The organism is Advenella sp. FME57, from assembly GCF_014897675.1.
Lineage (GTDB): Bacteria > Pseudomonadota > Gammaproteobacteria > Burkholderiales > Burkholderiaceae_B > Advenella.
The window spans coordinates 34,055-58,441 of sequence record NZ_JABUXU010000010.1 but is presented as its reverse complement, the minus strand read 5'-3'; the positions used below and the strand labels follow the sequence as shown (position 1 = coordinate 58,441).

Sequence of the window (24,387 nt, the reverse complement as noted above, 5' to 3'; positions counted from 1 at the left end):
AAATCTTGTTACGCTCTCGCTGCATCGAAAGTGCCCTCACGCAACACCTTCATATTTGGCCTGTTCCCTCTAAAGAGGTGGTACGTTCATTGCGGACCAAGGTAACAGTTTAATTCTTCATTGCTAAAAATGTTGGCGAGCGATCAACCTTTAAATAGCCTATTTCCATGCGTCACAGCCTCGTTTGTGACAGAAAAAATGCCGAGCACCTGTGGGCAGCTTCGTCCCAACAGCTCTGACACTCGTTGTTTAACGTAGGGCTGGTGCCACCGCTCGACCGTGGCGCTGCCGATGCGGTGCGTTGTGCTCAGTTTGCGCTGACTCACTCCGCCGTCATGGGCTTCAAAATCCTCGGGCCTTCGGATTGCTGTCGGCTTTCACGATCGTGCCGTGGCCTCTTGGGCTTTCCATTCGTCCGAGGCGCTGCGTAGTGCTGAGAGCCCGCTGGCGATGGAGAATTGATCGGCGCTACCGCGACGTATACAAGCAAGCAGCCTTCGCACAGGAGCATGGGCGCCCACTAGACGAACCCGCTTGACCTCCTGACCCGATGTTAAATGAGCAAGCCGAGGAAATAGGCAGATTCCGTATCCATGGGCAACCAGAGCCCCCACTGCGCACCAATCAATAGCGTTGTGAGCTAGGCGAGGCATGAAGCCGGCGGCGGCACAGGCACTCAACAAGAGTTGGTGCTGGTCACGCTGATCTCCCGCCTGAATCCAGATTTCTTCTGCTGCATCGCTCAGGCTTACGTCATCTCGCAAAGCGAACCGATGTTGCGCAGGGACCAACAGGTCCTGAGGTTCTTCCAGAAGCACTTGCTGCTCGAACCTGCCGTCGTTCGGGGCAGGCCCGTCGGGCGTCGGGATGATTACCGCAATATCCACCTGTCCGGCGACCAGGAGTTTGAACCGATTCTCGCCTGCGTACTCTCCGAGATCAAAGGTCATACGTGGGTATTGGCGCCTGAGCTTTACCATGGCTGGAGCAATAATACTGGACAGCGCTGTGGCAATCCCGGCTATTCGCAGGTGGCCAGCCTCTCCGTCTCGGTATGCATCCAAATCTGCGCTTGTCCGTTCCCATTGCGCATATAGGATATCGGCGTGTTCAATAATGGCAAGTGCTGCGGCTGTAAGGCGGACCCTGCGCCCGTCAGGCTCGAGCAATCGTACGCCAAGGTCTTCAGCAAGGTGGCGAAGCTGCTGTGAAACGGTGGACGGCGTGAGATGCAGCGTGAGGGCAGCCGCTGTGACGGTGCCCTCGGACGCCAATACGCGCAGGGTACGAAGTCGATGATCAATCATGTAATTTTTCCACAAGGTATTGTATATAAATATTCGATATACGTACATGAATGTATGTGTAAAACTGTCTTTTTCAAAGATTCAAATCGAACATGGATTTCATTTATGATTGAGAAAATTGTCGCTGGCCTTTGGGCGGGATACGGACTCGCCGTGCCCCTGGGCGCGGTAGCGGTGCTAATGGTCGACATGACCGCACGGTCGTCTTTTCGTGTCGGTGCCGCAGCAGCAATGGGTGCCGTCACAGTAGACGGTTTATATGCCATAGCGGCGGTGACTGGTGGGAGCGCGCTTGCCATTGCCATTCAGCCTTATTCGCAACCCTTGCGGTGGATGGCCGCTATCGTCCTTATTGTGATGGCAGCCCATATTGTGATGGCTACGGTACATAAAGAGGAACGCACGTCATCTGCGGCATCGGTTCGCATAACCTGCCGGCGCGCCTATTTCACATTCTTTTGTCTGACGGCACTTAACCCCTGGCCCGCGATCTATTTTGTGTCGCTGGTCCTTGGAGAACAGGCGACGCGCGAGATGGCCCCGTCACACGCTACAGCCTATATCGCCGCGATCGTTGTTGCCTCCGCCAGTTGGCAGCTTCTTTTGGCAGGCGGAGGCGCTACACTCGGCCGTAAACTCACGAGTGACCGCGGGAGAACTGTTACGGCGTTTATCTCGGGAGGACTCATCGTTGCGCTGGCATTCAACATGGTCGTATAACGGGCTTGTGCCGAGTTCTGACCGCTTGCGCTTATGTCGCGTCAGTGAGTGCAGCGTCAACCAGACCAAAGATGGTTTGGCGCCGTGCGAGACAAATCATTTGTCCTCGTCTCTGTCCATCCTATCCAGTCGTGAAACGATAGATCATCTCGCCATCGCCCTGCATTCGCTCCAGCGTACTTACTTGAGCCGCGGCAATGGCTTTCGGCCAAAATCTTTGAGCCGGTGCGTTCAACGACATAACGCTAAGCTCCCATATGCCGGTGTGCATCAGGAAAATGTTTTTTGCAGCATTGTGTCCAATTCCACACCCCCTCGCATCGGGTACGATATAGAATTCGGCGATTGCGAAGTCGGTCCCGTTCCCAGATGGAGACCAGGTATTCACAAGAGAGAAGCCAACAATTTGGTTGCGTTGACGTATCAGATAAGGCCAGCGGCGTTCTTTGTGATCCCAATAGGTGTCAAAGTAGGGATAGGCATAGTCGACGGTGCCGTAGCGGCTTAACTCCGACAGGCAGTCGGCAAGGAGCGTCCTCAGCTGCGATTTTTCCTCAGACGATGCCAAATCTATGAGTAAGTGCATGGTGCCGCCTGGCGCTTAGTAAGCATGATACATGTGATTACGGTACATTAATCAGGAATCCCAAGTAGAATTTTCAGACACTTTGCTGGGATTTTGCTCGGATTCGAAATGACTTGCCGCGAACTGAACTTCATGCGCCGACGCACAGATTTTGATCTCGTCGCCAAGCGACCATTCAGCCGCCCGCGCCGCCATCGCTGCAGGCACGCCCTCTGATCCTGGACCGGCGGGAACGTCGTAAGTTGCATGCGCATCGTGCGGCAGCAGAACGCCATAACCATGTTCCATGGCTGCCCGCGCGGTCGCCGCAACGCACATTTCCGAAAGCAAGCCGCATATCGCGACCGTTCGTATGTCCAGACCGGTGAGGATGGCATGTAGGCTCGTTCCGTCAAACCCGTTATCGTTTTTCTTCCGCACGATCTTGTCGCCAGGTTGCGGAGGGAACAATAGCGCCCATCCTGGTTGGTACGGCTCATCGACGGCGCCGGCCGGACCATCATTCTGGAGGAAGATCACGGGCGCGTTGGCGGACCTGGCCTGGCTAAGCACATAGCCGACCATAGAAATGAGCTGCTTATGTTCCGGCACAGCTTCAGGTCCAGAAACGAAAGCGTTCTGAACATCGACTACGATCAAAGCATCAACTGTATCGGTCGAGATCGGGCTGGAAATCTTCATGCGTGTCGTAAAAAATCGCAGACTTTACACTGCGCAAAAGTCAGCGCTATTTGTCCTTGTCCGTAAGGTGGTCGTACAACGGACGTTTCTTCCGTCTCGTCTCGGCAAGCCGCAAACACTTGCCTCAACTAAAAGTCGTTCGTCGCATTTGAATAGTACTAGATTTCTTGCAATGAGAGCCCCCTAACGTTACAGATCTCGCGTTAGACTGCTGACTCCGTCCTTCAGCTCCCACAGATCCCGCAATTCCCGGATGCATGCCAATTTCGGTAAGCAGCGCTTCCGCCGCGTCGATAAGTGCAGCCTTCCAGTGTGGCGAGTCTTGCGCATCCAGCGACCCGTCTGCATCGCGAGGGGCGAGTCGCGCTTTGGCGAGCCAGCGTGATTTTGCTATGGTTGCCATTTCGTGTCCCTTTGGCCAAGTTCAAGCACTTCGCCCGGGATCCGTTTTTCCAGGGACAAAGTCACCTTTTGGGCATCTGGATTCAGTGGTTGAGCGGCGTGTTTGGCGCGTATCTCGATCCTCGAGCTGGGCATCCAAGGCTTGGTTGCCGTGGCTACCGTACAGAGTGATGGTATCTCATGCGCTAAGCCGCATATGCAGCAACGGATAAGGCTTGCCCTGACCGTCAAGGGGGGAACGCCCAATCACCGCAAAGCCCAGATGCTCATAAAACCCCAGCGCCTGCTCGTTCTGCTCATTTACATCCACCCTTGTGGCACCTCGAGCGCTTATCGCATGCCGGGCAAGCGACGCCCCGATGCCTTTGCCGCGCGCTTCCGGCGCAACGAACAGCATCTCAATATTGCCATCGCTCACGCCGCAAAACCCCAATAGTTCCCCCTCGCCGTTCCTGGCAACGCTCAGGTCAACGGCCTTGAAATACTGATTCAGGATAAGCGGCTTCAGTTCAACGAGGTCGCGCTCGGCCAAAAAATTGTGCGTCGCCCGGACCGAGGACTCCCAGATTTCGATAAGCTGCTGATGCTCTTTGTTTCCTGCACTCTCGATCTTCATTACTTGAACCCTTGATTAACCAGATTTTCAGAATACCCTTGCTTTGCGGCCCCTGTCAAAAAATCATGAGTTAAGTTCGTCCACTTGACTCAGGCTCAAGCGAAATAGCCTTATTTGAGGGCTGACGATTGGCGCGTTGACTCAACCAGATGCTGCCAATGATGAACACAAGACCGGCGATCTGAAGCAAGGTCAGTGTTTGGTCGAGAAAGAGCCATCCAAGCAATACAGCGGTTAACGGACTAAGGAAAAGGAGTGATGACACCACAAACCTTGAGAAAAGGTATTGACAACAAAACAGCCATCAAATATAGTTAAGTCACTTACTTAACTATATGAGGTATGCAATGCTACGAACGGGTGAAGAATATTTAAAATCATTACGCGACGGACGGCGAGTTTATATTGGAGGCGAGCTTGTCACTGACGTAACGAAACATCCCGCATTTCGCAATGCCGCTGGCACATATGCCAAACTTTTTGATTACAAGCGAACAACGCCAGGAATGTCTTTTGAAGAGAATGGTCAGAGATATAGCTTCTACTACATGCAGCCCCGAAATATCGAAGACCTGAAGTTCCGGAGCAACGGGCACAAGTTACTGGCGGATTTCAGCTATGGATTATTGGGCCGTTCGCCTGACCATGTTTCGTCCTTCGTCACGGGGATGACTCTGAAGCCTGATATTTTTGACCTTTCAGACCACGGGTTTCGACAAAACATTGAAGCTTATTATCGTTACCTTCGCGATAATGATCTGTATGTAACATACGCGGTTCATCCTCCCGCTGGCGCCAAAAACTGGAGCTCTGATGCTAAGGAACATTTATTTGACTCCCCATCATTGCAGGTAATCGCGTCCGATGAGTCTGGGGTAACCATCCATGGCATGAAAATGCTCGCGACAGGTGGCGCCTTTGTCGACGAAGTCTGGATTGGTAACCTATCAGCTCTAGCTCCAGGTCGAGAAAAGGAGGCAATAACATGTGCACTGCCTGTCGCTACACCGGGGATTAGCCTATGGTCCCGAAAGTCCATGGAGGCGATGGCGGAAAGCGCATTTGATAACCCTTTGTCATCCCGCTTCGACGAATCGGACATGATGCTGTTCTGCGATCAAGTAAAGGTTCCTTGGAACCGTATCTTCACCCTGGGTCATATAGAGCTAAGTAGGTCCATATACGTTGATACCGCGGGTCATTGTTTCGGTAACCATCAATCGAACGTCAGATTTTGGTCGAAGTTGCAATTCATCCTCGGGCTTGCGAACAAAATTTGTCAATCGGGTGGCGTCCGCAACATTCCCGCCGTCCAAGATACGTTAGGTCGCCTTGCTGCGTATGAAGCTAGTCTCGCCGCAATGATAGCGGGGCAAATCCTCGCATTTGAAGAGATTGGCGAAGGACTTGTGTTGCCCAATCGTAGATACATGTACGCAACCTTGAATTGGTGCCAAGAAAACTACGTCTCGTTGTGCACCGCGGTACGGGAGCTCATGGGTGGCTCCGTTTTCCAAATGCCCGCGAACGTTTCGGTAATACATGATGAGTCTCTGAATGCCATCTTTGAAGAGTTTTGGTCCACAGACCATGAAACCGCGTTAGACCGTATGAAGCTTTACAAGCTAGCGTGGGACATGCTCGGCTCTGAATTTGCAAGCCGCCATCTCCAATATGAGAACTTCTACGCCGGCCCATCGTTTGTCGTACGAGCTTATAGCCTCCGACAAGCTCCCTGGAAGAAGTTCGACGCAATAGTCGAAGACTTCATGGCGACATATGACCATACCACTTCTTTGAATCCATTAGAAATAGTTGAACCCGCTAATACTGGCGGTTTGACACCCAGAGGAATTACGAGATGAATATTAAACGGCCTTGGGATGACTTGATTACAAATGCTGATAAAGCTGCATATGCCACCGCAGGATTTGGCGGCTCCGGCGGAATGGGAAAGCATCCGGCACTTCTCATTATCGATATGCAATACAGAACGACGGGCACAGCTCGTGTCCCAATTGCGGAAGCGATGAAAGAGTTTCCCACATCATGTGGCGACGCCGCCTGGGCTGCTGCTGATCAGGTTAAGCCATTGTTATCCCTGTTTCGGAGTAAGAACTGGCCCGTCCTTTATCCGCACGTTGCGCCAAAGAAATTATACGACAGAGGTCGATTGACGGAAAAAGTCCCGACCATGATGGATATACCGCTTCGTGGCTATGAGTTCTTTGGCGATCTGGCTCCAATAGAGGGAGACATTCTAATTCCGAAACATCATCCCAGCGCCTTCTTCGGCACGTCCTTGGCCAGCCATCTGGTGAATTTAGGTGTCGACACTTTACTCATGGTTGGCTGCACGACTTCTGGATGTATACGCGCCAGCGTCGTAGATGGCTTCTCCTATAACTACCACGTAATTGTTCCTGAAGATTGCGTCTATGACAGAGGAGAGGTGTCCCATGTCGTCAATCTCTTCGATATGTCCCAAAAGTATGCTGAGGTACTTCCGGCGAACGAGCTCTTAAAACGTTTGCGAGAAATATCCGTATCTCCCAAATGAAACTGATAATTAACTAGGAGCAATCATGAAAAAATTTGATACAAAACTAGACCGCTATCCATATTCTGCTATCGTCGATCGACCGACTTACGATTGGGAAAATGGCACAAGACTTGCCGTCTACTTCGCACTGAATATTGAAGCCTTTGAATTTGGTCTGAATCCCGGAAACGACTTTACCTCGTCCCCTTCAGCGCCCTACCATCGAGGTTATGCCTATCGTGATTATGGAAACCGGGTAGGGGTCTGGCGCATTAAAAAACTCTTTGACGACCTGGAAATACCGCTGGCTATCCTCGCCAACTCATCCGTGTATGACGTTTACCCCCGAGTTCTTGATGCATTTCGTGAACGTGGAGATGAATTCGTAGGACACGGTCGAACCAACTCAGAACGGCAGATCGATATGTCGGAAACACAGGAGCGAGAAATGATCGTTCAGGTTGTCAATCAAATGAATTCAGCGGAGGGTGTGGCTCCCAAGGGCTGGCTCGGACCTTTTATTTCGCAAAGCGCCAATACGCCCGAACTACTGAAGGAACTGGGCTTTACATACATGCTCGACTGGTTTTTTGATGAACAGCCGATGTGGTTCAAGACCGGTAAGGGACCGATTTTGGCGGTTCCGTATCCGTCGATGGAATTAAATGACCTTCCCGCATATATCAATAGGGGTTCCAGCGACACCGACTTCACCCGAATGATGATAAATGCATTTGATGAACAGCTACACGAATCAAAATCATTCCCTATGGTTTACTGCGTGTCGTTACATACGTTCATGACTGGGCATCCACATCGCATCCACCAGCTAAGGACAGTGCTGGAACACATCAATAATAATCGCGATTCGATATGGCTTACCACTCCAGGTGAAATCGCGCAATACGTGAGCGATCTTCCTAAAGGTACCGTACCTGGTGATGGGAGATAACAAATGCATGTCATTGATACTGCGCAAAACATAAGTCGCCATCCCGAAAGAGAGTACAGCAAGCAGGGGCTGTTTGGTATTGCAGTGCCACAGGCCAATCCAATTGTCGAACCGGAGATTTCCGCATTGATGCCTGATCAGATCGGTGTACTGACAACGCGACTCCAAGGAAGCCGAGTCGATTCAAAAAGCAGACTGGTGGATTACATGCACAATCTTGCCGCGAGTCTGAACGCATTCGACACCGCCAAGCTCGATGTGGTCGGTTACGCATGCACAGGAAGTACCTACCTTTTGGGGCGGGATGAGGAGCGGCGTCGAATAGATGAGTTTTCACGGCAGTACGGATACCCTATCATCACTTCTGCAGAAGCCATTCTCTCTGCACTGAAACATCTCGGAGTTTCAAAAATTGCATTAATCGCGCCATACCCCCAATGGTTGGTTGACATTAGCCATGCACATTGGGAAAAGTGCGGGCTCACGGTCATTGGCTCTGTACGAACAATGCTCGAGGCGGAAGATACGCGTAATGTTTATAAATTGAATACCGAAATGATTCTGGAAGCGACAAATTCTCTAGCGACAAACAGAGCGGACGCAATTCTTTTGTCAGGCACGGGAATGCCCACGCTGCGCGCGATTCCAGCCATCGCTGAACTGTCAGGCAAACCTGTCATCTCATCGAATCTTTGCCTTGCATGGGCAATGCTTGAGATAGCCTGCTCCCCGTACCCTCGTCCGCGGACGGAAGCCGGAGAAACACTGATTGGTGGCTGGAGCGAGCGAACGTCGTTGCTGTAGCAACTCATTTGCAATATCGAGGAACTTAGACATGATTATTTCAGACACTGTTTCAAAGCCGCGAGCGCCGTTCAAACCCAACGACACGGAATCTCTGCTGAATCAGGAACAACAAAAGCAGTTACGTAACACGCTAGCATCTTTTGCCACAGGGGTGACAGTTGTCACTGCATTGAACCCGGAAGGGTCACCACTTGGGGTTACCGTCAATTCTTTTGCATCGGTCTCACTTGACCCACCTCTAGTGCTATGGAGCCAGGTGAATACAGCACCCAGCCATTCAGGGTTTCTCAAAGCGAAAACGATTGTCATCAATGTTTTGTCCGCCGAGCAGCGACGCCTTGCGGCGCAATTTTCCCGGCCGGATGTCGATAAATTCGCGGGGATCAGCTACAGCCTTGCACAGTGTGGAACTCCCGTACTGGAAGACTGCGCGGCAACCTTCATCTGCGAAATTATCGATCACTACTATGGTGGGGACCATACGATTCATCTTTGCAAAATTAATTCGTTCCAAGGCCATGCTCCGCACCCTCTCATCTATTGTCGAGGTACTTATATTGAATCTGACGCATAGCAGCACGAGAAAACATTTGAATGACCTTCGGTCTATTCATTACCCATCGAGGAGACAAACATGAATTCATTGATAAAGTATTCAGTCGGCCCATTTATCATCGCGATAACAGTTGGCATGATCCCAATAACTAGCTCCGTTGCCGCCACAGAGACCTATCCCTCAAAGCCAATAGAAATCGTGGTGCCGTTTGCTGCAGGAGGAACAAACGACGTGCTTGCGCGGATAATTTCGGAAGCCCTAAGTCCGAACCTCGATCAACCAGTCATTGTATTAAACAAGCCCGGTGGAAGTGCAAGTGTGGGCAGCTCACTTGTCGCCCGCGCACCTGGGGACGGGTATACACTACTGATCGGGAGTCAAGGCAGCATCTCAGCTAATCCTTATCTAATATCCGATCTATCTTACGATCCAATGGCAGACTTCATTCCTGTCGCCCTGATCGGTACAGTTAACAACGTGCTGGTTGTGCCGACCGCGTTTCCGCCAAAAACGCTAGGTAACTTCACAAAACACGCCTTCAACAATCCCGGTGGCTTAAACTTTTCACATGCGGGTGTCGGAACATCCATGAGTCTTGCAGCAGAGCTGTACAAAATCAAATCGGGCGCCAAGATTGTTTCGGTTCCGTACAAAGGTTCCGCACCAGCGACGACCGCCGTGATTGGTGAAGAAGTTCAGGCAATGTTTGCCAACACGATTTCGGTGATTCCGCACATCCATGCAGGGAAGCTGCGCCCACTCGCTGTAACCAGTTCGACACGCGACCCCCTCTTACCTGACGTCCCTACCTTTCAAGAAGCGGGCGTGGATGGCTATGAGATGCAATCCTGGTTCGGCGTATTTTCCCCCGCCGGCACACCACCCGGCATTGTGAAAAAATTGAATGAGTCAATACGGACTGCGCTTAAGGATCCACAACGCAAAAAGCGGTTAACAGAACTGGGTGTAGATCCTGGCACCTTTACGCCAAAGGAGTTTACGGATTTCGTAAAAAATGATAATCAGAATATAGGCAAGCTAATTCGGGAAGCCGGCATTCAAATCACTCGCTAACAACACTATATTATAGAGGGCAGGACGGAAATCTGCCCTCTCTCGCATCGGTCACGACCATCATTGTTCACGTCGCTCCATCAATTATGAGCAAATAGCCATTGTGAAAGTCTACAAAGCAGCGGCGTCTTCTATTACCGCAGAAGGTAGTAATACGGCATTTGGTTTATTCGGCGACGGAATATGCACTTCCGGAACGGCTTGAACTACCTGGGCACGCTTTACCATGTCATTATTTATTTGTCAGTGTGAGACGTTGAGCAGCCCGAAGATATTGGTACTTCGCTCTCCTACTAATACCATACTCATCGGCCTGCACTGATTGTTTCTCACCAGACGCAATCCCAGGAAGCAGGACGATCACTTGTTCAGATGATATAGACTTTTGGCGGCCACGATAGGCGCCGCGTTTTGTCAGAGCAATACCCTCCCGTTGTCACTCGCGGATCAGTGCCCGCTCGAACTCGGCAAACACGCCCATCACCGATAACAATAGATTTTCCATCGGTAAATCTTCACCAGTAAAGATCAGACTTTCCTTGACATACTCAATACGCACACCACGTTTAGTTGGCAACTGGACAAGCCGGCGCAAATCGTTAAGGTTTCGCGTCAGGCGATCCATTCTATGCACTATGACCGTATCACCTTCATGCACAAACGCCAGCATTGCATCGAGCTATGGTCTATGGGTAATCTGATGCATTTGCGGATAGCATATATTTGCTATCCGCAGTTCCTTCGCATTGTTTGGCGGGCGCAGATCATCTGTCTTCCCACGAAGTAGCGCTGGCTAAACTCGGCCGCCGAGACGCTGCGTGTTTTATTTTCCGTTTGCTGAGGTCATCCCTACTTCGGCATCCTACGTTACTTCGCCCGAGGAAGTCATGCGATACCACAGAGCGGTGTTGATCGGGCCGCTCTAGGCGACCCAGGCGATACAACGTCGTTCATACCGAGAAGCATTGGTCAAGCGCTTGAGCTGATGAGCTTAGCCACTTCTTCTGGCATGTCGAGCATTACATCATGTCCACACTGCAGATGATGTGCGGACCATCGAGGATCCGATTTCGCCATATCGAAAAACGAATCAAATGCCGGTTGCTCGTAGTTGGCTGCCCTAACATATAGTTTCTTACTCACTTTATCCCGAATATCTGATAGCGTGAGGGCTTCTGTGAAAGTCTTGAGAGGTTGTGGAGTACATTGCCGATCCACCCATTCTCTGTCTGCTTCGTTAACTTGAAAAACCGCTGCTGGAATAGGCTCCAACAAGGCTGTCGGGTTATTCTTCACCATTTGTCGAGATACGTCTGATTGATCGACCAGGCTTTGTCCATTTTTGGGAAGAAAGGCGTCTAGAAACACCAGTGACTGAATTTTGTTTGCACCTATCTGCTCCGTTGCGCCCGAGATAACCATACCGCCATAGGAATGGCCAACCAAAATGAACTTATCGAGTTCTTCCCAGCGTACCAGATTCACGATATCCTGAATGTGCGTCGTCAACGTAACATTTGTGGTGAGCAAATGAGATCTATCAGCCAAGCCCGTGAGGGTCGGTGCAAAAACGCGATGACCGAGCCCGGTAAGAATGTCGGCGACACGCCGATAACACCACCCTCCATGCCAAGCTCCGTGGACGAGTAAGATATCCGGTCGCGAGAATTTTCCTCTGTCGGATACTGAAGTCGCCTGTACGCCACTTAGTGGTACTAATGACAGCGCGAGCCCGCTTCCCGTTGTCAACATCCATTCCCTTCGAGATATGATCCGTGTTTGGTCGTTTGACATGCCATCTCTTCCTAGTGTTTTTAATAATACATTCTCAGATTCATATCATAAATATATTAAGTAAGTAACTTAACTATAATTAATGACTCTGTTGTTGTCAATGCCTTTTCTCAAGATTTTTTCTGAAGTTAGATTTAGTTTATAGATGGATGCTAAAAGCCGCGATTGGACAAGACATCTTGCAGGTGCTTCTTTGCTCGCTCCGCATCTTCGATCATCCGCTCGATAGTGCGGCACTGCTCGAGAAGGCGAGCTTCGTTAAATTGGGAAAATAAGCGATCATTTACTTGCTGTTGTATCGGGGCCAGCTTTGTCAATAAGGAATTGCCTTTCGGTGTAACGGAGAGCAACTTCACTCTTTTATCGTCAGGATTGGCTAGACTGCTTATCAAGCCTTGCTGAACGAGCGGACGAATCTCCATACTTACGTATGCGTTTGTTACCCGAAAATGCTTTGCTAGAAATCGAGTGGTCCAAGGTTCGTTGTTGTCAATACGCGCAATTGCCTGAAGAGCCACATACTGAAATGGTGAGAGATGGAGTAATTTCCCGAAAGAGGCTCGAATGTCGATAAGCTGCCACCCCAGAACAGCGAAGCCCAGAGTCAAGTGCCGTAATACCTGGTCTGACCCATCTGGCAGCAGCGAAGGCTGGGAGGCGGTAAGAGGAAGCGTTGTCAGGTTGTGGGAATCCTTCTTAATCCGTGTCATGGGCGTTGTACCTTGAATGTGTCCGAGTAAAGTTTGCATCAGTATACTAACTGCATACTCCAGTGAGGATGGCCGCTGATTCCGGTCTATCGTGATCGCTGAGAATTTGATGATGTTATGCGCTCAGATTGTATAGGTTTCGGTCACGATAAATCCGTTATTATCTCATTTTTGCTTAACTTAATTAGATAGTCCAATTTAATTGACCGGCCCAACATGGACATGCTATGTATTGTTGGCGCAACGTGAGAACCCTTCCTGAGCACCGCCCTGGTGTACGCTCTCCGGAGTATTTTGTTTTAGGCAACACATAAATAGCATTTCCGCTGAAGGATGCTTTTATGGCGGTGAGCGCTACAATGAGGGAGAAGTTATCGATCCTTTGCTATCGCCGCCCCACCAATGTGGCGTAATGGCTTTCAGCGCTCGTGCATCGAACGGAGCTTTGCCCTCGATTTCCTACACCAGCTCCGCTAAAAACCGCTTAATATCCATATAGATCACCGTATGGTAAAGAGGATATCTCTCAACCCGCCCTTCCCCATCCTGTTCTTTATCTTCCCACTATTTGTACTCAATCAGCGGCTCATCAGCGTCACTCAACCTAGAATCTGGCCCTAGCTCCAGTGCTATCAGCTAGTGTTGTAGTATTTCCAAGGCGGGTTTGATCAGATACAAGTCTCTTGCCCGTCCCCCTTTTCCCTCGACTGACAAATACCAGGCCTGAGTGCCTTCATCGTTTCCGGCGATTGCCCCGCAAGGCCAGTTTCGGTCATCCCTGAAAGGGGTTTGAGAGTAGATAGTTTTGACTGGTCTATCCTCTTATGCAAACTTGCTCTCACCCGCAAGGATCATTTAGCGTTAAAGAGAGCCTACATTGGGATGCATTTAGATTCGAAAAATGAACGGATCGATACGTATTGAACGTTTGAAACTGTCTCAATAAAGCATCCTGGAATTGAACTGACCTTCAGAAGTTAGAACTCAATTTTCCACAGCTTTTGTGGCAAAGTACGATCACCCGTTCGGGTTTTAAATGCTGTACCAAAACTCAATACAGTATAGGTACACACATCAATTCTTAACAACTTCGTGAAATTACGCTATACCATTGATTAGTAATTATTTTTTACCTGCTTCCATCTACGCTCAGCTTCGCTACGTTTTCCTATACTAACCCCTTAAAACGCAAACTCAAAATTCTCCGCCGCAAGGCGTGCCGGTTCGATTCTGGCCTCGGGGCATCATAGTGAAATTCCTAGAAAATCCTATACTCTAGAGTGATCCCAGCTTTTAGCCCAATACTGGAGGTATTTTCCAACATAACAGCGCCCGCCGGACAACCACCGAAACCAATCCCGCTTGGTCAACCTCGCACACATGGCGACCTCTTCCAGGCGTGTATTGAAATATCCTTTACTCGAGAATAATCTAAGCGCTGCTGATTTTTTTCAATACAGGATTTTTTGTCGCGAGTGCGAATCGGGTGCAAGATTACCCAAAATCCACACAAAAAACGCTCTTTATCCGCGATTGTAGAGAATCGTCTGGAGCGAACGTCGCTCGCCCCACGTTCCGCTAGATTGACAACCCTGGCAAACGCACCAAAAAGACAATAAAAATCAGCGCTCGCCAGCGAGCAAATCCAGCTCAAGCTTGACATACCGGGTGGGAAACTCCAACCGGGCATAGTAAATAATTACTTCATTGGCGCAGGCCAGACGCTTTACCTCGGCGACGCTGTCGCCGGCCGCCAGTTGCAATGCATTGGCAGAAACGAATCCGGCATTGATAATCGCCAGGCTTTGCCGGGATTCATCGACGTGCAATCCAGGAATACGGGCGATGACCGACGCGGCCGCATGGCTCAGAAAATTATCTTCATATTGCTGAAAGAGCGCCATATCGACATAGACTTCACTATAACAATACGGCACGTTGTTCCGGCTATGCAGCCGACACAGATATTTATAGGACTGGGCCGGCTGCGCGCGACATTGCATGCCCATATCCGGCAATTGCGTGATCGTCCCTTCAGACTCTGTAATGCTGTGCGTGCCCAGCACATCGCTCAGTGCCACGGCTTCCTGCCAGGTAGTGGGCAACTGCAGTTCACTGACCTGGGGCGGACGACGCTGCACGAAAGTGCCCTTGCCCCGACTCCTTGTGATCAGTTGTTCCGCCTCAAGAATCTCCAAAGCATTGCGTATCGTCATGCGAGAGACTTCATAGGTACGCATGAGCTCTTCCAAAGGCGGGATCTGCTCACCCACATGCCATAGCCCGACGTCGATACTGCGTCTGAATTCAGTGGCCAGTTGAAGATAGATGGGCTGCTTGCTACGGCTCAGTACGGCGTAATTGGAAGATTTATCTGTCATAGTCCGGTAAGAAAGGAGGCCGCAGACGCGGGTTGACCGTGGCGTCTGCGGATCGGCCGCCGTCAGGCCTGCGTATCCAGGAGTTGCTGTGCTTGCTTCTGCAGTTCACCTCGCTGTATTTTATTGGAATTCGCGCTTTGGACCACAGGAAAGGCCGTCACGAACACAACTTTCTTCGGTACTTTGAAACCCGCAAGCTGATGTCGGCTAAGCGCAATGATCTCGGCCTCCGACAGGTTTGACCCTTCATGCGCAATGACAAACGCCACTGGCACTGCCTTACCCTGCAAGCTGGCACCAACTACCTGGCAGGATTTGACGCCATCCAGCGATTCAATATAGTCCTGCACTTCCTGTGGATTCACCAGAAAACCGCCCAGTCGCAAATAATCTCCCTTCCTGGCCTGAAAGATGAAATGCTGGTCGTTCAGGGTGTAGCCCAGGTCGCCCGTGCGAAAATAACCGTCGCTGTCGATCGCCTCGTGCGTCGCCTCGGGGTTATTCAGATAACCACGCATCATGCTGGGCGCCTTGATTTCAATTTCGCCTAATTGACCGTGCGCCAGCACTTGGCCTGAATGCGTATCGCGGGCCCGTACCCGAGCGTCACGACTGGTTAGTCGTCCACCCGGCAACTGCCGCTGCGCTAACGAGGCGTCGGCCTCTTGTGAGGCCACCAGCGCCTGCATCTCGCTGGAGCCGTAAAGTCCGACCAGTGTCATCCCCATACTTTGCGCCCGGGTCGGAAAATCACCCAAGGAAGGCGCAAAACTGGCAAAGCCGGCAAGTTTTAAGGTCATCAGTGGATTATCGCCATCGGCCTGCTGCGCGTAATCCAGAATCCGGTTCAGCAATTCATTGTTCGCAAAGGTATGCGTGACCTTGAATTGCCTGATTTGCTCCGTGCATTCTTTGGGATCCAGAACCGGTGAGGACACCATGGCGGCCCCGGCGAACATGGCGCCCAATGCGCTGGAGAAACCGAATGCGCCGCACAACGGCGCCCCCAGTAGCAAAACGTCCCGGGCAGTGATATCGAAACGCCTGGCCACCTCGCAGCCGTGACCAAGCAGCGTCTGTTGGTCATGCCAAACGAGTTTGGGCAGCGAGGTTGTTCCAGAGGTCGTATAGACCAGAGCAGGCGCCGTGCCTTCAGGGGGTTCCGGAAGACTGACCTGACCAGGCTCAACCGAATAATCCAGCCACGCAGGCGCGCCCAGCCAATCTGGCCTGGGCGCGTCGCCCACGGCCACAATGCCCTTGAGCGTATCGAGAATACCGGTATCCACTTCCTTCAGAATTCCGCCAAAATCCAGACCCTTGAATTCGGGCCAGAGCACGAGCCAGCGGCATTCCCCGCGAGCCAGAAGATCGGCCACCTCGCGACTGCGAAACCGGGTGTTCATTGCAATCACCGTGATGCCCAGACGCGCGCAGGCGTAGAACACCGACAGCCAGGCGCTGCATGTCGGTAACCAAAGCGCCAGGCGCTCTCCTGGCTGCGCGCCGTTTGCCGCCAGTAGCCGCGCAACCCGGTCGGCCTCTTCATGAAGATCCTGAAGGCTGAACGCTTTGTCTACATCATATAACACAGTTGAAGAGGGACGCACACGCAGGTGTTGGTCCAGCAGCTGATGGAACGTCTTCATTTGCGTTGTCATGCTACACCGTCGCGATGGGGGTCACCGGAGAGCCGACTGCGCCAGGCAAACGCAATGGCGGCGCGGTCAACAGGAAGCGATAGCGATTCTGCTCTTGCAGCCATATCGCCAGATCCTTCAGATACCATAGCTCAGCAAGTGGCAGTCCAAGCTTGAACAGGCAATGATGATGCAATGGCAGCAATGATTTTTTCTCACCCTCGCTCAAGGCGGGGTACGCTTCGACAGCATAATTGTCTGCGCAAATACATGCAATGCCGTTATCCGTTATCCATTGCAGCAGCCGTGAATCTGCACCATTGAGTACGGCGCCGGCCTCGTGCAACGCCTGCGCATCAGGATTGCCGGCCATCTCCATGACAGTTTCCGCAAAGCCGGTCCGCAGCACCAGCATGTCCCCCTGTTCGATCTTGATTCCATCCTTTTCAAGCACAGCCATCAATTGTTCATAGCCGATCAGGGTACGGCCATGGCCATAATGCCTGACAAAGTCCACCATCACGCCGCGCCCCTGCATGCCCTGGACCGCAAAGTTCTCTACGCCCAGCTTTAACGCGCCCATACCGTGATTGCACTCGCCTTCGCCATCGTCGTGGTCATGGGTATGACCGGCATCCAGGATGTCTTCGCCGCCGCGGTAGCCGTTATAGTACGTTTTTCTCAACGCGCCAGTGCCGTCTACATCGAACTGGGCACCCACATGCGCAAGCGCATCCCATTGAGTGGAATATTGCAACGACAGCGTGACCTGATCATCGCTCAGGATATCGATGGCGCTTGCGTCCAGATTCTCCATGGAAAAGTTCATGTACGGAACGCCATCATTCTCGGTCGCGGCCAATTGGGGCGGTTTGCGTCTGGGATTCAGGACCATGCCGCCTGGCATATCCAGCGGCAGAGACAGGCAAAAAACCTTGCCATGCTGCACTTCCTTTACGCCTTTGAGCACCTGCTCGGACGTCAGTAAATTGACGCGTCCCAATTGATCATCTGAGCCGAACTCGCCCCAGTTCGAGCCATCCGGCCGCTTTTTCCATCGTTGCATTTCCTTCTCCTGTAATATGTTTTTACGCGGCGCCAATTGTCACACCGCCGCAAACGTAATGCGTCTGCCCAGTGACAAAACTGCAGCGCTCGTCAATAAAATAAGCGACTGCATGCGCGACATCCTGGGGTTTGCCTATATGCCCCACAGGAATGGCCGCCAGCAGTTTCTGAGTCGCCGCATCGTCAGCAGTGTTCGCGCTGTTAAAGAACTCCGTGGCAATCGGGCCTGGTGCGATGGCGTTAACGGTAACGCCCGCGCCGGCCAACTCAAGCGCCCAGGTGCGGGTCATGCCAATCATGCCAGCCTTGGTCAGACTGTAAATCGTGCGATTCTGCTTGCCCAGCGCCGCACGCGAGCTGATATTCACAATACGCCCTGCGCCCAGGTTTCGCATACCGGGCAGCAGGGCCTGTGTACACGCAATCGCCACTTCGATATTCAGTTGCACGGCCACCTGCAGCTCTGCCATGTTCACACTTTCGATCGCGCCGATTGGCACGATACCCACATTGTTGACCAGCCCGTAAAAGGCGCGCTCTTGCGCCAGCTTTTCCAGTACGGCTGACAACTGGGCGCGGTCAGACAGATCGACCTGGTGAAACGCTGCTTCTTCGTGCCAGTCAGACGGTTTGGTACGCGCAATGCCCGTCACGGCATACCCATCGTCGAGCAAACGGTGACAGATCGCACGACCAATCCCTTTGCTTGCGCCTGTGACCAGGACTTTTTTCTGTTCAGTCATCATTTTTCCATATCGATTCATATTGTTTCGGTTTGCTGCTGCTTGATCAACTCACGCGCAATGATCAGCTTTTGAACCTCCGTTGCCCCTTCGTAAATACGCAGGGCCCGTATATCACGATAGAGCCGTTCAACCGGACTACCACTGACCACGCCGCGGGCACCCAGCATCTGTACCGCCCGATCAATCACCCATTGCGCAGATTCGGTCGCCGCCATTTTCGCCATCGCGGTTTCCTTGGTGGTTCTGACGCCCTGCACATCTCGTAACCACGCAGCGCGATAAGTGAGCAATGCAGCTTTGTCAATTTCAGTTGCCATCTCGCCCAGATATGATTGCGTGAGCTGGAAATCCAGCAGAGCCTGATTGAACATTTTTCGCTCACCAGCATAGGTCAATGCCTCTTGCAACGCACGACGCGCGAAACCATTGGCCGCCGCAGCTACCGAGCTGCGAAAAATATCCAGCGTACGCATGGCCAGTTTGAACCCTTCGTTCAGATTACCAAGCATGCGATCCGCAGGAATCCGACATTGATCAAAACGCAGCGTCGCCAGCGGATGTGGAGAGATCGTGCGGATATTTTCTTCAATATGCAGGCCAGGCGTATCGGCATCCACGACGAACGCGGTGATCCCGCGAGCGCCCAATCCCTGACCCGTCCGTGCAAATACCGTGTAAAAATCCGCAATACCGCCATTGGATATCCACGTTTTACGACCCGTTAAGACATACTCGTTGCCATCGGCATCGGCCCGACACGACAGCGCGGCCACATCGGACCCCGCCTGCGGTTCCGACAAGGCAAACGCTGCAATCGCCTGCCCGCTACTCACTTTAGGTAGATAGGCATCCTGGATGGCGCGACTCCCGCCCAAGCTGATCGCACCTGACCCCAGTCCCTGCATGGCAAACGCAAAATCGGCTAGGGCATCGTATTGCGCCAGCGTTTCACGCAAAATGCATAAGGACCGGGAGTCCAGATCCTGCCTGGCCCCGCCCCACACGCCATTTTCTCCTGCAGGCACACAATATTTAAGCCAGCCGGCCTTGCCTAAAGCGGCTACGCGTTCGCGGCAGGCAGAAAACTCGTCGTCGTGCCCGAGCGCCTGTAGGTTATCCTGACACCAGCGGTCAAGCGTTTCACCGAGCACCCGGTGAGATTCATCAAAAAATGGCCAGTCAAGCATATCGTTTTTAATCATTGCGCGTCGGTCTGATAAGGTAAATTATTTCTTGAGCTCTGCCGCTGCAGGACCCCATTGAACTGCGGTATTGTCAATATGGCGGGCAAAGTCGCTTGCGTTGCGATAGTCGATCATGAGCCCGAACTGATTTGCGCAATTTTTGAATGTGCTGGTGGACATCGCATGATGAAACGCATCATCGAGTTTGCGGACGATGGCCGGATCCATCCCCTTGGGGCCTACCAGCCCGAAAATGCTAGGAGCAACAATATCGAACCCGGCCTCCTGCATCGTTGGCGCCTGGTTGAACTCGTCTATGCGCTTGTTGGTAAAAACGGCGAGCAGACGCAAGCGCTTGTCACGCACATATGGCGCCCATTCGGCCGTCTGCGTCATGAAATCGACATCGCCACGCATCAGTCCGGTGGACGCTTCGATACCGCTTTTATAAGGCGTATGAATCCACTGCCCGCCGGTTATTCCACCCAGTTTTTCCATTGCCAGGTGCTGTGGCGTGCCCACCCCTGCGGTGCTATAGGTCATGGATTTTTTCTTCGCTGCAGCGATCAGGTCCGCAACATTGTGATAGGGAGAATCAGCCCGCACCAGAACGCCGACCTGATATTGCGCCATCATCGCAATGGGCGTCAAATCCTTGCCTACATCATATGAAATATTTTTTACGAGAAACTGATTCAGGACTGCACCGGTAGACAGGGCTGCCAACGTATAACCGTCCGGCTTTTGCCGTGCGATGTAAGAGATCGACAGCGAGGAGCCGGCCCCGGGCTTGTTTTCCACGACAATGGATTGACCCAGCTTTTCTGCCGCGCCCTGCGCCAGCGCGCGAAAACACATGTCCGTGCCGCCCCCGGCGCCGTACCCGACGACGAGCTGAATCGGTTTATCGGGGTAGGTATCGTTCTTGCCTGCGCCTGAGGCGGCAGGCGTAAACAACAGGCCGGTAAGGGCAAGCATGTTTGCCGCAGCGACTATAACCACGTTCTTTTTCATAAAAGTCTCCAATTTTGATCGTTTCTATATAACGATTCTGCAAAGGCCAACTACTAAATGGCTTAATGTATTTATAGTCTATACGTCTAGACGTATAGAAATATAGATGGTATTAACCCTAATTCTGGATTTTTGCAATGACCCAGTGCTTTATGCACAACTTATGTGCGTGGCGTGAATGCTTGAAGTGAAAGACCGTCACGATTACAGCTGACAATGACGCAAAATTGCTGGGCGAGATCTGGCTTCCGTTACTATGTTATTGATGTCATTGACTAAATTAACTGTATATGGAGATGCCCTGTGTTATCCACCTTCAATCGAATATTGGTAACGGCTTCAATTTGTAGTGTGAGTGTTCTTGCAAATATTGCTTCTGCTCAATCGACTCATCACTTTAAAAGTGCTTATCCCTTTGAGGAAACAGTATCAAGACTAGAGAGCGGGATAAAGGAAAAAGGGATGTCGATTTTCGCCGTCATTGATCATGCCCAGGCTGCGAAAAAAGCAGATCTTACAATGCCGCCGACCAAGGTGATTATTTTTGGCAATCCAAAAGCCGGGACACCACTCATGGTGAAATATCCAACCTTGGCACTTGACCTACCGCTAAGAGTTCTGGTGAATCAGGATAAGAACGGGGTAAACGTCATTATGCATTCTTATCAAACATCGTTTAATAATTTGCAGTTGCCTGTCCAAGAAGGCAAAGCGTTGGGGCAGGCGGAAAAGTTAGTGCAAAAGCTGGTAACCAAGCAATAGATAGCACTCATTTTTTGATAGAACCTCATATAGAGATCATCGCAGGCGAATCAACCATTTTCAGCTTTCAAGGTAAATAGCCATTGTTGAAGTGCCCATTCGAGCACCGGCACTCAAATTGCGCTGATCTCTTTTTTAGTTTCACTCGTGAAATAAAAGTGTTTTTAGAATGCTGTTTAAAAGGAAAACCATTTAAGTAGCATGGACAGGCCCCGGTAAAGTGGATCCGCCATTAGCTTTATTTGATCGGTTTGGTTATTCTGAAGTGCTGAAAACAATCATCCACAATTAAACACATACGTAATTAAGTAACCAATATGAATACGCTTTTGCTGGTAGGTGGTGACCTCTGTGAACGGACAGCGACGCTGTTTGACCCGGCCCATTGGAAATGCATTGGCCTGCGCCGTAGCAAGGTGACGCCTACCGGCGAGAACACCATTTCCTGGCGCGAGGCTGATCTACTGAACCCGGAAAGCCTCTCTTTCCTGAGTGCGGATGAATTCTCGGAGGTTACCCATATTCTGTATGCCCCATCGCCGGACAGCAGGACAACGGCACACTACACGGGGGTGTACTCGCTAGGCCTGCCAAGGCTGCTGGGCAGTCTGCCTGCCGGTTGCCTGCACAAGCTACAACGGTGTGTACTGGTAGGTTCATCCGCCGTCTGGGGACCATCCGAAGATGGGGTCGACGAAAATACCCCCGTAGAGCGTACGAACTTTCGGGCCATCTCGCTTCTGGAAGCCGAAGATGCGCTGCATGCTTCGCTGTCGCCGGGCGCAGGGGTCTCGCTGCGTCTGTCGGGCTTATACGGTCCGGGGCGGTTGCAGTTGCTAAAAGGGCTGCAGGCTGGCACGATCACGGCGCCCGACGGGCCGGGCCATTGGGCGAACCGGATTCATATCGATGATGCTGCGAGCGCCTGCGCGCATTTGCTTACGCTGGCCAACCCCCAGCCACTTTACATAGGAACGGATGATTGCCCCATGCCAACAGCGCAACTATACGACGCACTGGCGCAACTGATGGGCGCACCCTCACCTGCCCGGCAGCTACGGGCACCCAGCGGCAAGCGGCTGTCGAACGCGCGGCTGCGAGCCAGCGGCTGGACGCCCGCATGGCCGAATGCGCTCGAGGGATATGCAGCGCAACGGGCTGAGTAAAGCCTGAAAGATTGCCCAGGCGCTGCCAGTTGAAAGCGCACAGTTTCCTGTGACCTTCTACTTTACCTATATGGAACCGGACACAACGTCGTTTTGGCGGGTAATCAGCCGGTTCGGCTTCTTCCTGTTTTGTGTATCCAGGGCTTGCCCTCATTGGCGGTCGGCTTTAACCAGGTCCTAGTCGTCAACCACGCCACTACGAACAGAGCGACACTGCGCTAGAAAACGAGCGCTTTTGGGTTCTCTGCAAGAGTCACGATAGGATGCACGTTGCCAGAGCAGGTTCCAAAAGGCGCATCCCACCGCAAGTATCCACGAGCCTATGCTGCAGCGGCTTTCGACGCTGCAGCAAAGACATCGCGCGCCGACGTCGTGCCCGCGACGTGTTCCGTTCCCGGCACGCCCAGGTCCATCCATCCTGCGTTTACGGCCTCGTACATTTCTTCAGCAGGTCCGCTGTGGCCCTTCGGAATACCGAATTGTTCGAGCGCTTGCGTCCATCCCGCACGCGGGACGGCATAGGCTTTCACGTCAAGATTCAGAACCTCACCCAGCTGTTTGGCAACGTCGTCCGCGCTCACCATCGAACCGAGCTCGACGACACGCTGCCCTGACCAGGCTGGTCCGGTCAAAAGCGTTGCGACTTGCGCGCCGATGTCGTTCGTCGCAACCATGGTCGATTTGCGGTTTGTCGGATTGTAGAAGACCGGTAGTGTCCCGCCCTGCGCGACCTGCAGGCCGTAAAGAAAATTCTCGAAGAATCCGCCTGCGCGCACAAATGCGGTTGGCGATATCAGTTCCCGAAAGCCTTGCTCCAGCAGCGACAAGGCTGTAATCACCCCGTGCCCGCTGGTTCTGTTTGCGCCCAGCGACGAAAGCGCCACCACGCGCGGCGGCGCTGTCCTGGTCAACGCCTCGACATAGCTTGCAATCACGCCTTTTGCCTCTTTGTAATCGGGCGACGGCGCCCAGACCGGAGGCAACATGACAAACGCGCCTTCGACGCCGTTGAGCGCCCGATCAATGGCTGCCGAATCATTCCAGTCGCCGTCGACCAGTTCCACGCCCTGGTTCGCCCAGTGCCTTGCCTTCTCACGATTGCGCACCAGCGCGCGTACTTGCTTGCCTTGCGCCAGCAGATGCTCTGCCGTTGCGCCGCCCACTTTCCCTGTGATGCCCATGACTAAAAACATGTGTTTACTCCTGATATGAAGGGGCAACGCACTGCCCCGGTTGAATTAACGAACGAGCGGCAGAAGCGCCCGGATACGGGAATCGCGCGCGTATAGGCCTGCCCATGTCATCGCGCCCAGAAGCAGGCAAATGATTTCCGGTGGCGAGCCCAGCTCGCCAACGCGGACATGGGCGCAGATCGCGCCTCCCAGAAAACCTGTCACCAGGATCGCGCCAAGAACGGAGGTGGCTGGAATGGCGTAAAGGATGGCACAGGCAAGCAGGATCGGCCCCACGACACGGGTCAGCTCCAGCGCGAACCCGGTTTCCTGCAACATGTTTGCAATCTGCGCCGGCGCCAGAAGCTGAATGAGGCCGTCTGCCAACAGCGCAAGAACGACGAATGTGCTTATGATCCGGCCGGCCCACAGGGCGCGAGGCAGGATCATCGTTTCAGGCGCCTGATGCAGTTTCATCGTTTCGGACACGTGCCATTCTCCTTAATA

At 52.3% G+C, this 24,387-nt stretch carries 23 protein-coding genes and 2 pseudogenes; 9 read left to right on the top strand and 16 right to left on the bottom strand.

Translation table 11 applies throughout. The annotated features are described in order from the left end of the window. Positions 1-377 precede the first annotated feature (377 nt). Positions 378-1,307: a LysR family transcriptional regulator gene (locus INT32_RS12890; protein ID WP_193089143.1), complete on the bottom strand. Its 930-nt coding sequence runs from the start codon at positions 1,305-1,307 to the stop codon at positions 378-380. A 105-nt stretch (positions 1,308-1,412) separates the two neighbouring features. Between INT32_RS12890 and INT32_RS12885 the strand changes: the two genes are divergently transcribed. Then, a complete protein-coding gene (locus tag INT32_RS12885; RefSeq protein ID WP_193089142.1) occupies positions 1,413-2,027 on the top strand; it encodes a LysE family transporter in 615 nt (204 codons plus the stop codon). A 121-nt stretch (positions 2,028-2,148) separates the two neighbouring features. Here the strand turns inward: INT32_RS12885 and INT32_RS12880 are convergent, their stop codons facing one another. The 4 genes and pseudogenes from INT32_RS12880 to INT32_RS12865 all read right to left on the bottom strand — a co-directional run. Beyond that, complete coding sequence (locus INT32_RS12880; protein WP_193089141.1) at positions 2,149-2,613, bottom strand: GNAT family N-acetyltransferase; 465 nt, start codon at positions 2,611-2,613, stop codon at positions 2,149-2,151. A 51-nt stretch (positions 2,614-2,664) separates the two neighbouring features. Then, on the bottom strand, positions 2,665-3,294 hold the full coding sequence (locus tag INT32_RS12875) for a cysteine hydrolase family protein (protein ID WP_193089140.1): 630 nt from the start codon (positions 3,292-3,294) through the stop codon (positions 2,665-2,667). Positions 3,295-3,874: 580 nt separating this feature from the next. Further along, positions 3,875-4,312 (bottom strand): acetyltransferase, encoded by a 438-nt coding sequence (locus INT32_RS12870; protein WP_193089139.1) that lies wholly within the window; start codon positions 4,310-4,312, stop codon positions 3,875-3,877. A 70-nt stretch (positions 4,313-4,382) separates the two neighbouring features. Then, positions 4,383-4,580 (bottom strand): annotated as a pseudogene (locus INT32_RS12865) (EamA family transporter); the annotation flags it as partial. A 79-nt stretch (positions 4,581-4,659) separates the two neighbouring features. On the opposite strand from INT32_RS12865, the gene INT32_RS12860 reads away from it, so the two are divergent. Genes INT32_RS12860 through INT32_RS12835 form a run of 6 tightly spaced genes read left to right on the top strand, consistent with a single transcriptional unit; the run spans position 4,660 to position 10,243 of the window. Continuing rightward, positions 4,660-6,177, top strand: a complete 1,518-nt coding sequence (locus INT32_RS12860; protein WP_193089138.1) for a 4-hydroxyphenylacetate 3-hydroxylase family protein — start codon at positions 4,660-4,662, stop codon at positions 6,175-6,177. Next, the gene (locus INT32_RS12855; RefSeq protein ID WP_193089137.1) at positions 6,174-6,872 is read left to right on the top strand and encodes an isochorismatase family protein; all 699 of its coding nucleotides are present in this window, start codon (positions 6,174-6,176) and stop codon (positions 6,870-6,872) included. Before INT32_RS12860 ends, INT32_RS12855 begins: the two co-directional genes overlap by 4 nt. A 25-nt stretch (positions 6,873-6,897) precedes the next feature. Further along, entirely contained in the window at positions 6,898-7,806 is a 909-nt protein-coding gene (locus tag INT32_RS12850) for a polysaccharide deacetylase family protein (protein ID WP_193089136.1), read from the top strand. A gap of 3 nt (positions 7,807-7,809) precedes the next feature. Further along, entirely contained in the window at positions 7,810-8,610 is an 801-nt protein-coding gene (locus INT32_RS12845) for an aspartate/glutamate racemase family protein (protein ID WP_193089135.1), read from the top strand. 31 nt (positions 8,611-8,641) lie between these two features. Continuing rightward, on the top strand, positions 8,642-9,187 hold the full coding sequence (locus INT32_RS12840; RefSeq protein WP_193089134.1) for a flavin reductase family protein: 546 nt from the start codon (positions 8,642-8,644) through the stop codon (positions 9,185-9,187). 60 nt (positions 9,188-9,247) lie between these two features. Then, the gene (locus tag INT32_RS12835; protein ID WP_193089133.1) at positions 9,248-10,243 is read left to right on the top strand and encodes a tripartite tricarboxylate transporter substrate binding protein; all 996 of its coding nucleotides are present in this window, start codon (positions 9,248-9,250) and stop codon (positions 10,241-10,243) included. A gap of 232 nt (positions 10,244-10,475) precedes the next feature. Here INT32_RS12835 and INT32_RS12830 read toward each other — a convergent pair. From INT32_RS12830 to INT32_RS12790, 9 genes and pseudogenes are all read right to left on the bottom strand, one after another. Continuing rightward, a pseudogene (locus INT32_RS12830) lies at positions 10,476-10,922 on the bottom strand (recombinase family protein); the annotation flags it as partial. 290 nt (positions 10,923-11,212) lie between these two features. Then, the gene (locus INT32_RS12825) at positions 11,213-12,037 is read right to left on the bottom strand and encodes an alpha/beta fold hydrolase (protein ID WP_193089132.1); all 825 of its coding nucleotides are present in this window, start codon (positions 12,035-12,037) and stop codon (positions 11,213-11,215) included. A gap of 152 nt (positions 12,038-12,189) precedes the next feature. Beyond that, complete coding sequence (locus INT32_RS12820; RefSeq protein ID WP_193089131.1) at positions 12,190-12,747, bottom strand: MarR family winged helix-turn-helix transcriptional regulator; 558 nt, start codon at positions 12,745-12,747, stop codon at positions 12,190-12,192. A 1,622-nt stretch (positions 12,748-14,369) separates the two neighbouring features. Continuing rightward, the gene (locus INT32_RS12815; protein WP_193089130.1) at positions 14,370-15,128 is read right to left on the bottom strand and encodes a GntR family transcriptional regulator; all 759 of its coding nucleotides are present in this window, start codon (positions 15,126-15,128) and stop codon (positions 14,370-14,372) included. Positions 15,129-15,190: 62 nt separating this feature from the next. Then, positions 15,191-16,777 carry an AMP-binding protein gene (locus INT32_RS12810; RefSeq protein ID WP_226816997.1) on the bottom strand — a complete coding sequence of 529 codons (1,587 nt, stop codon included), beginning with the start codon at positions 16,775-16,777 and terminating at the stop codon, positions 15,191-15,193. Between the two features lie 13 nt (positions 16,778-16,790). Further along, positions 16,791-17,834: a cyclase family protein gene (locus tag INT32_RS12805; protein ID WP_193089128.1), complete on the bottom strand. Its 1,044-nt coding sequence runs from the start codon at positions 17,832-17,834 to the stop codon at positions 16,791-16,793. 22 nt (positions 17,835-17,856) lie between these two features. Further along, positions 17,857-18,579 (bottom strand): SDR family oxidoreductase, encoded by a 723-nt coding sequence (locus tag INT32_RS12800; protein ID WP_193089127.1) that lies wholly within the window; start codon positions 18,577-18,579, stop codon positions 17,857-17,859. A 17-nt stretch (positions 18,580-18,596) separates the two neighbouring features. Beyond that, entirely contained in the window at positions 18,597-19,784 is a 1,188-nt protein-coding gene (locus tag INT32_RS12795; protein ID WP_193089126.1) for an acyl-CoA dehydrogenase family protein, read from the bottom strand. A gap of 24 nt (positions 19,785-19,808) precedes the next feature. After that, on the bottom strand, positions 19,809-20,780 hold the full coding sequence (locus INT32_RS12790) for a tripartite tricarboxylate transporter substrate binding protein (RefSeq protein ID WP_226816995.1): 972 nt from the start codon (positions 20,778-20,780) through the stop codon (positions 19,809-19,811). 303 nt (positions 20,781-21,083) lie between these two features. On the opposite strand from INT32_RS12790, the gene INT32_RS12785 reads away from it, so the two are divergent. Further along, a complete protein-coding gene (locus INT32_RS12785; RefSeq protein ID WP_370540227.1) occupies positions 21,084-21,542 on the top strand; it encodes a DUF302 domain-containing protein in 459 nt (152 codons plus the stop codon). A gap of 317 nt (positions 21,543-21,859) precedes the next feature. Next, positions 21,860-22,708, top strand: a complete 849-nt coding sequence (locus tag INT32_RS12780) for an NAD-dependent epimerase/dehydratase family protein (protein ID WP_193089125.1) — start codon at positions 21,860-21,862, stop codon at positions 22,706-22,708. Between the two features lie 320 nt (positions 22,709-23,028). Here the strand turns inward: INT32_RS12780 and INT32_RS12775 are convergent, their stop codons facing one another. Then, positions 23,029-23,901 (bottom strand): NmrA family NAD(P)-binding protein, encoded by an 873-nt coding sequence (locus tag INT32_RS12775; RefSeq protein ID WP_193089124.1) that lies wholly within the window; start codon positions 23,899-23,901, stop codon positions 23,029-23,031. Positions 23,902-23,946: 45 nt separating this feature from the next. Continuing rightward, positions 23,947-24,369, bottom strand: a complete 423-nt coding sequence (locus tag INT32_RS12770; protein ID WP_193089123.1) for a DoxX family protein — start codon at positions 24,367-24,369, stop codon at positions 23,947-23,949. Positions 24,370-24,387: the final 18 nt, after the last annotated feature.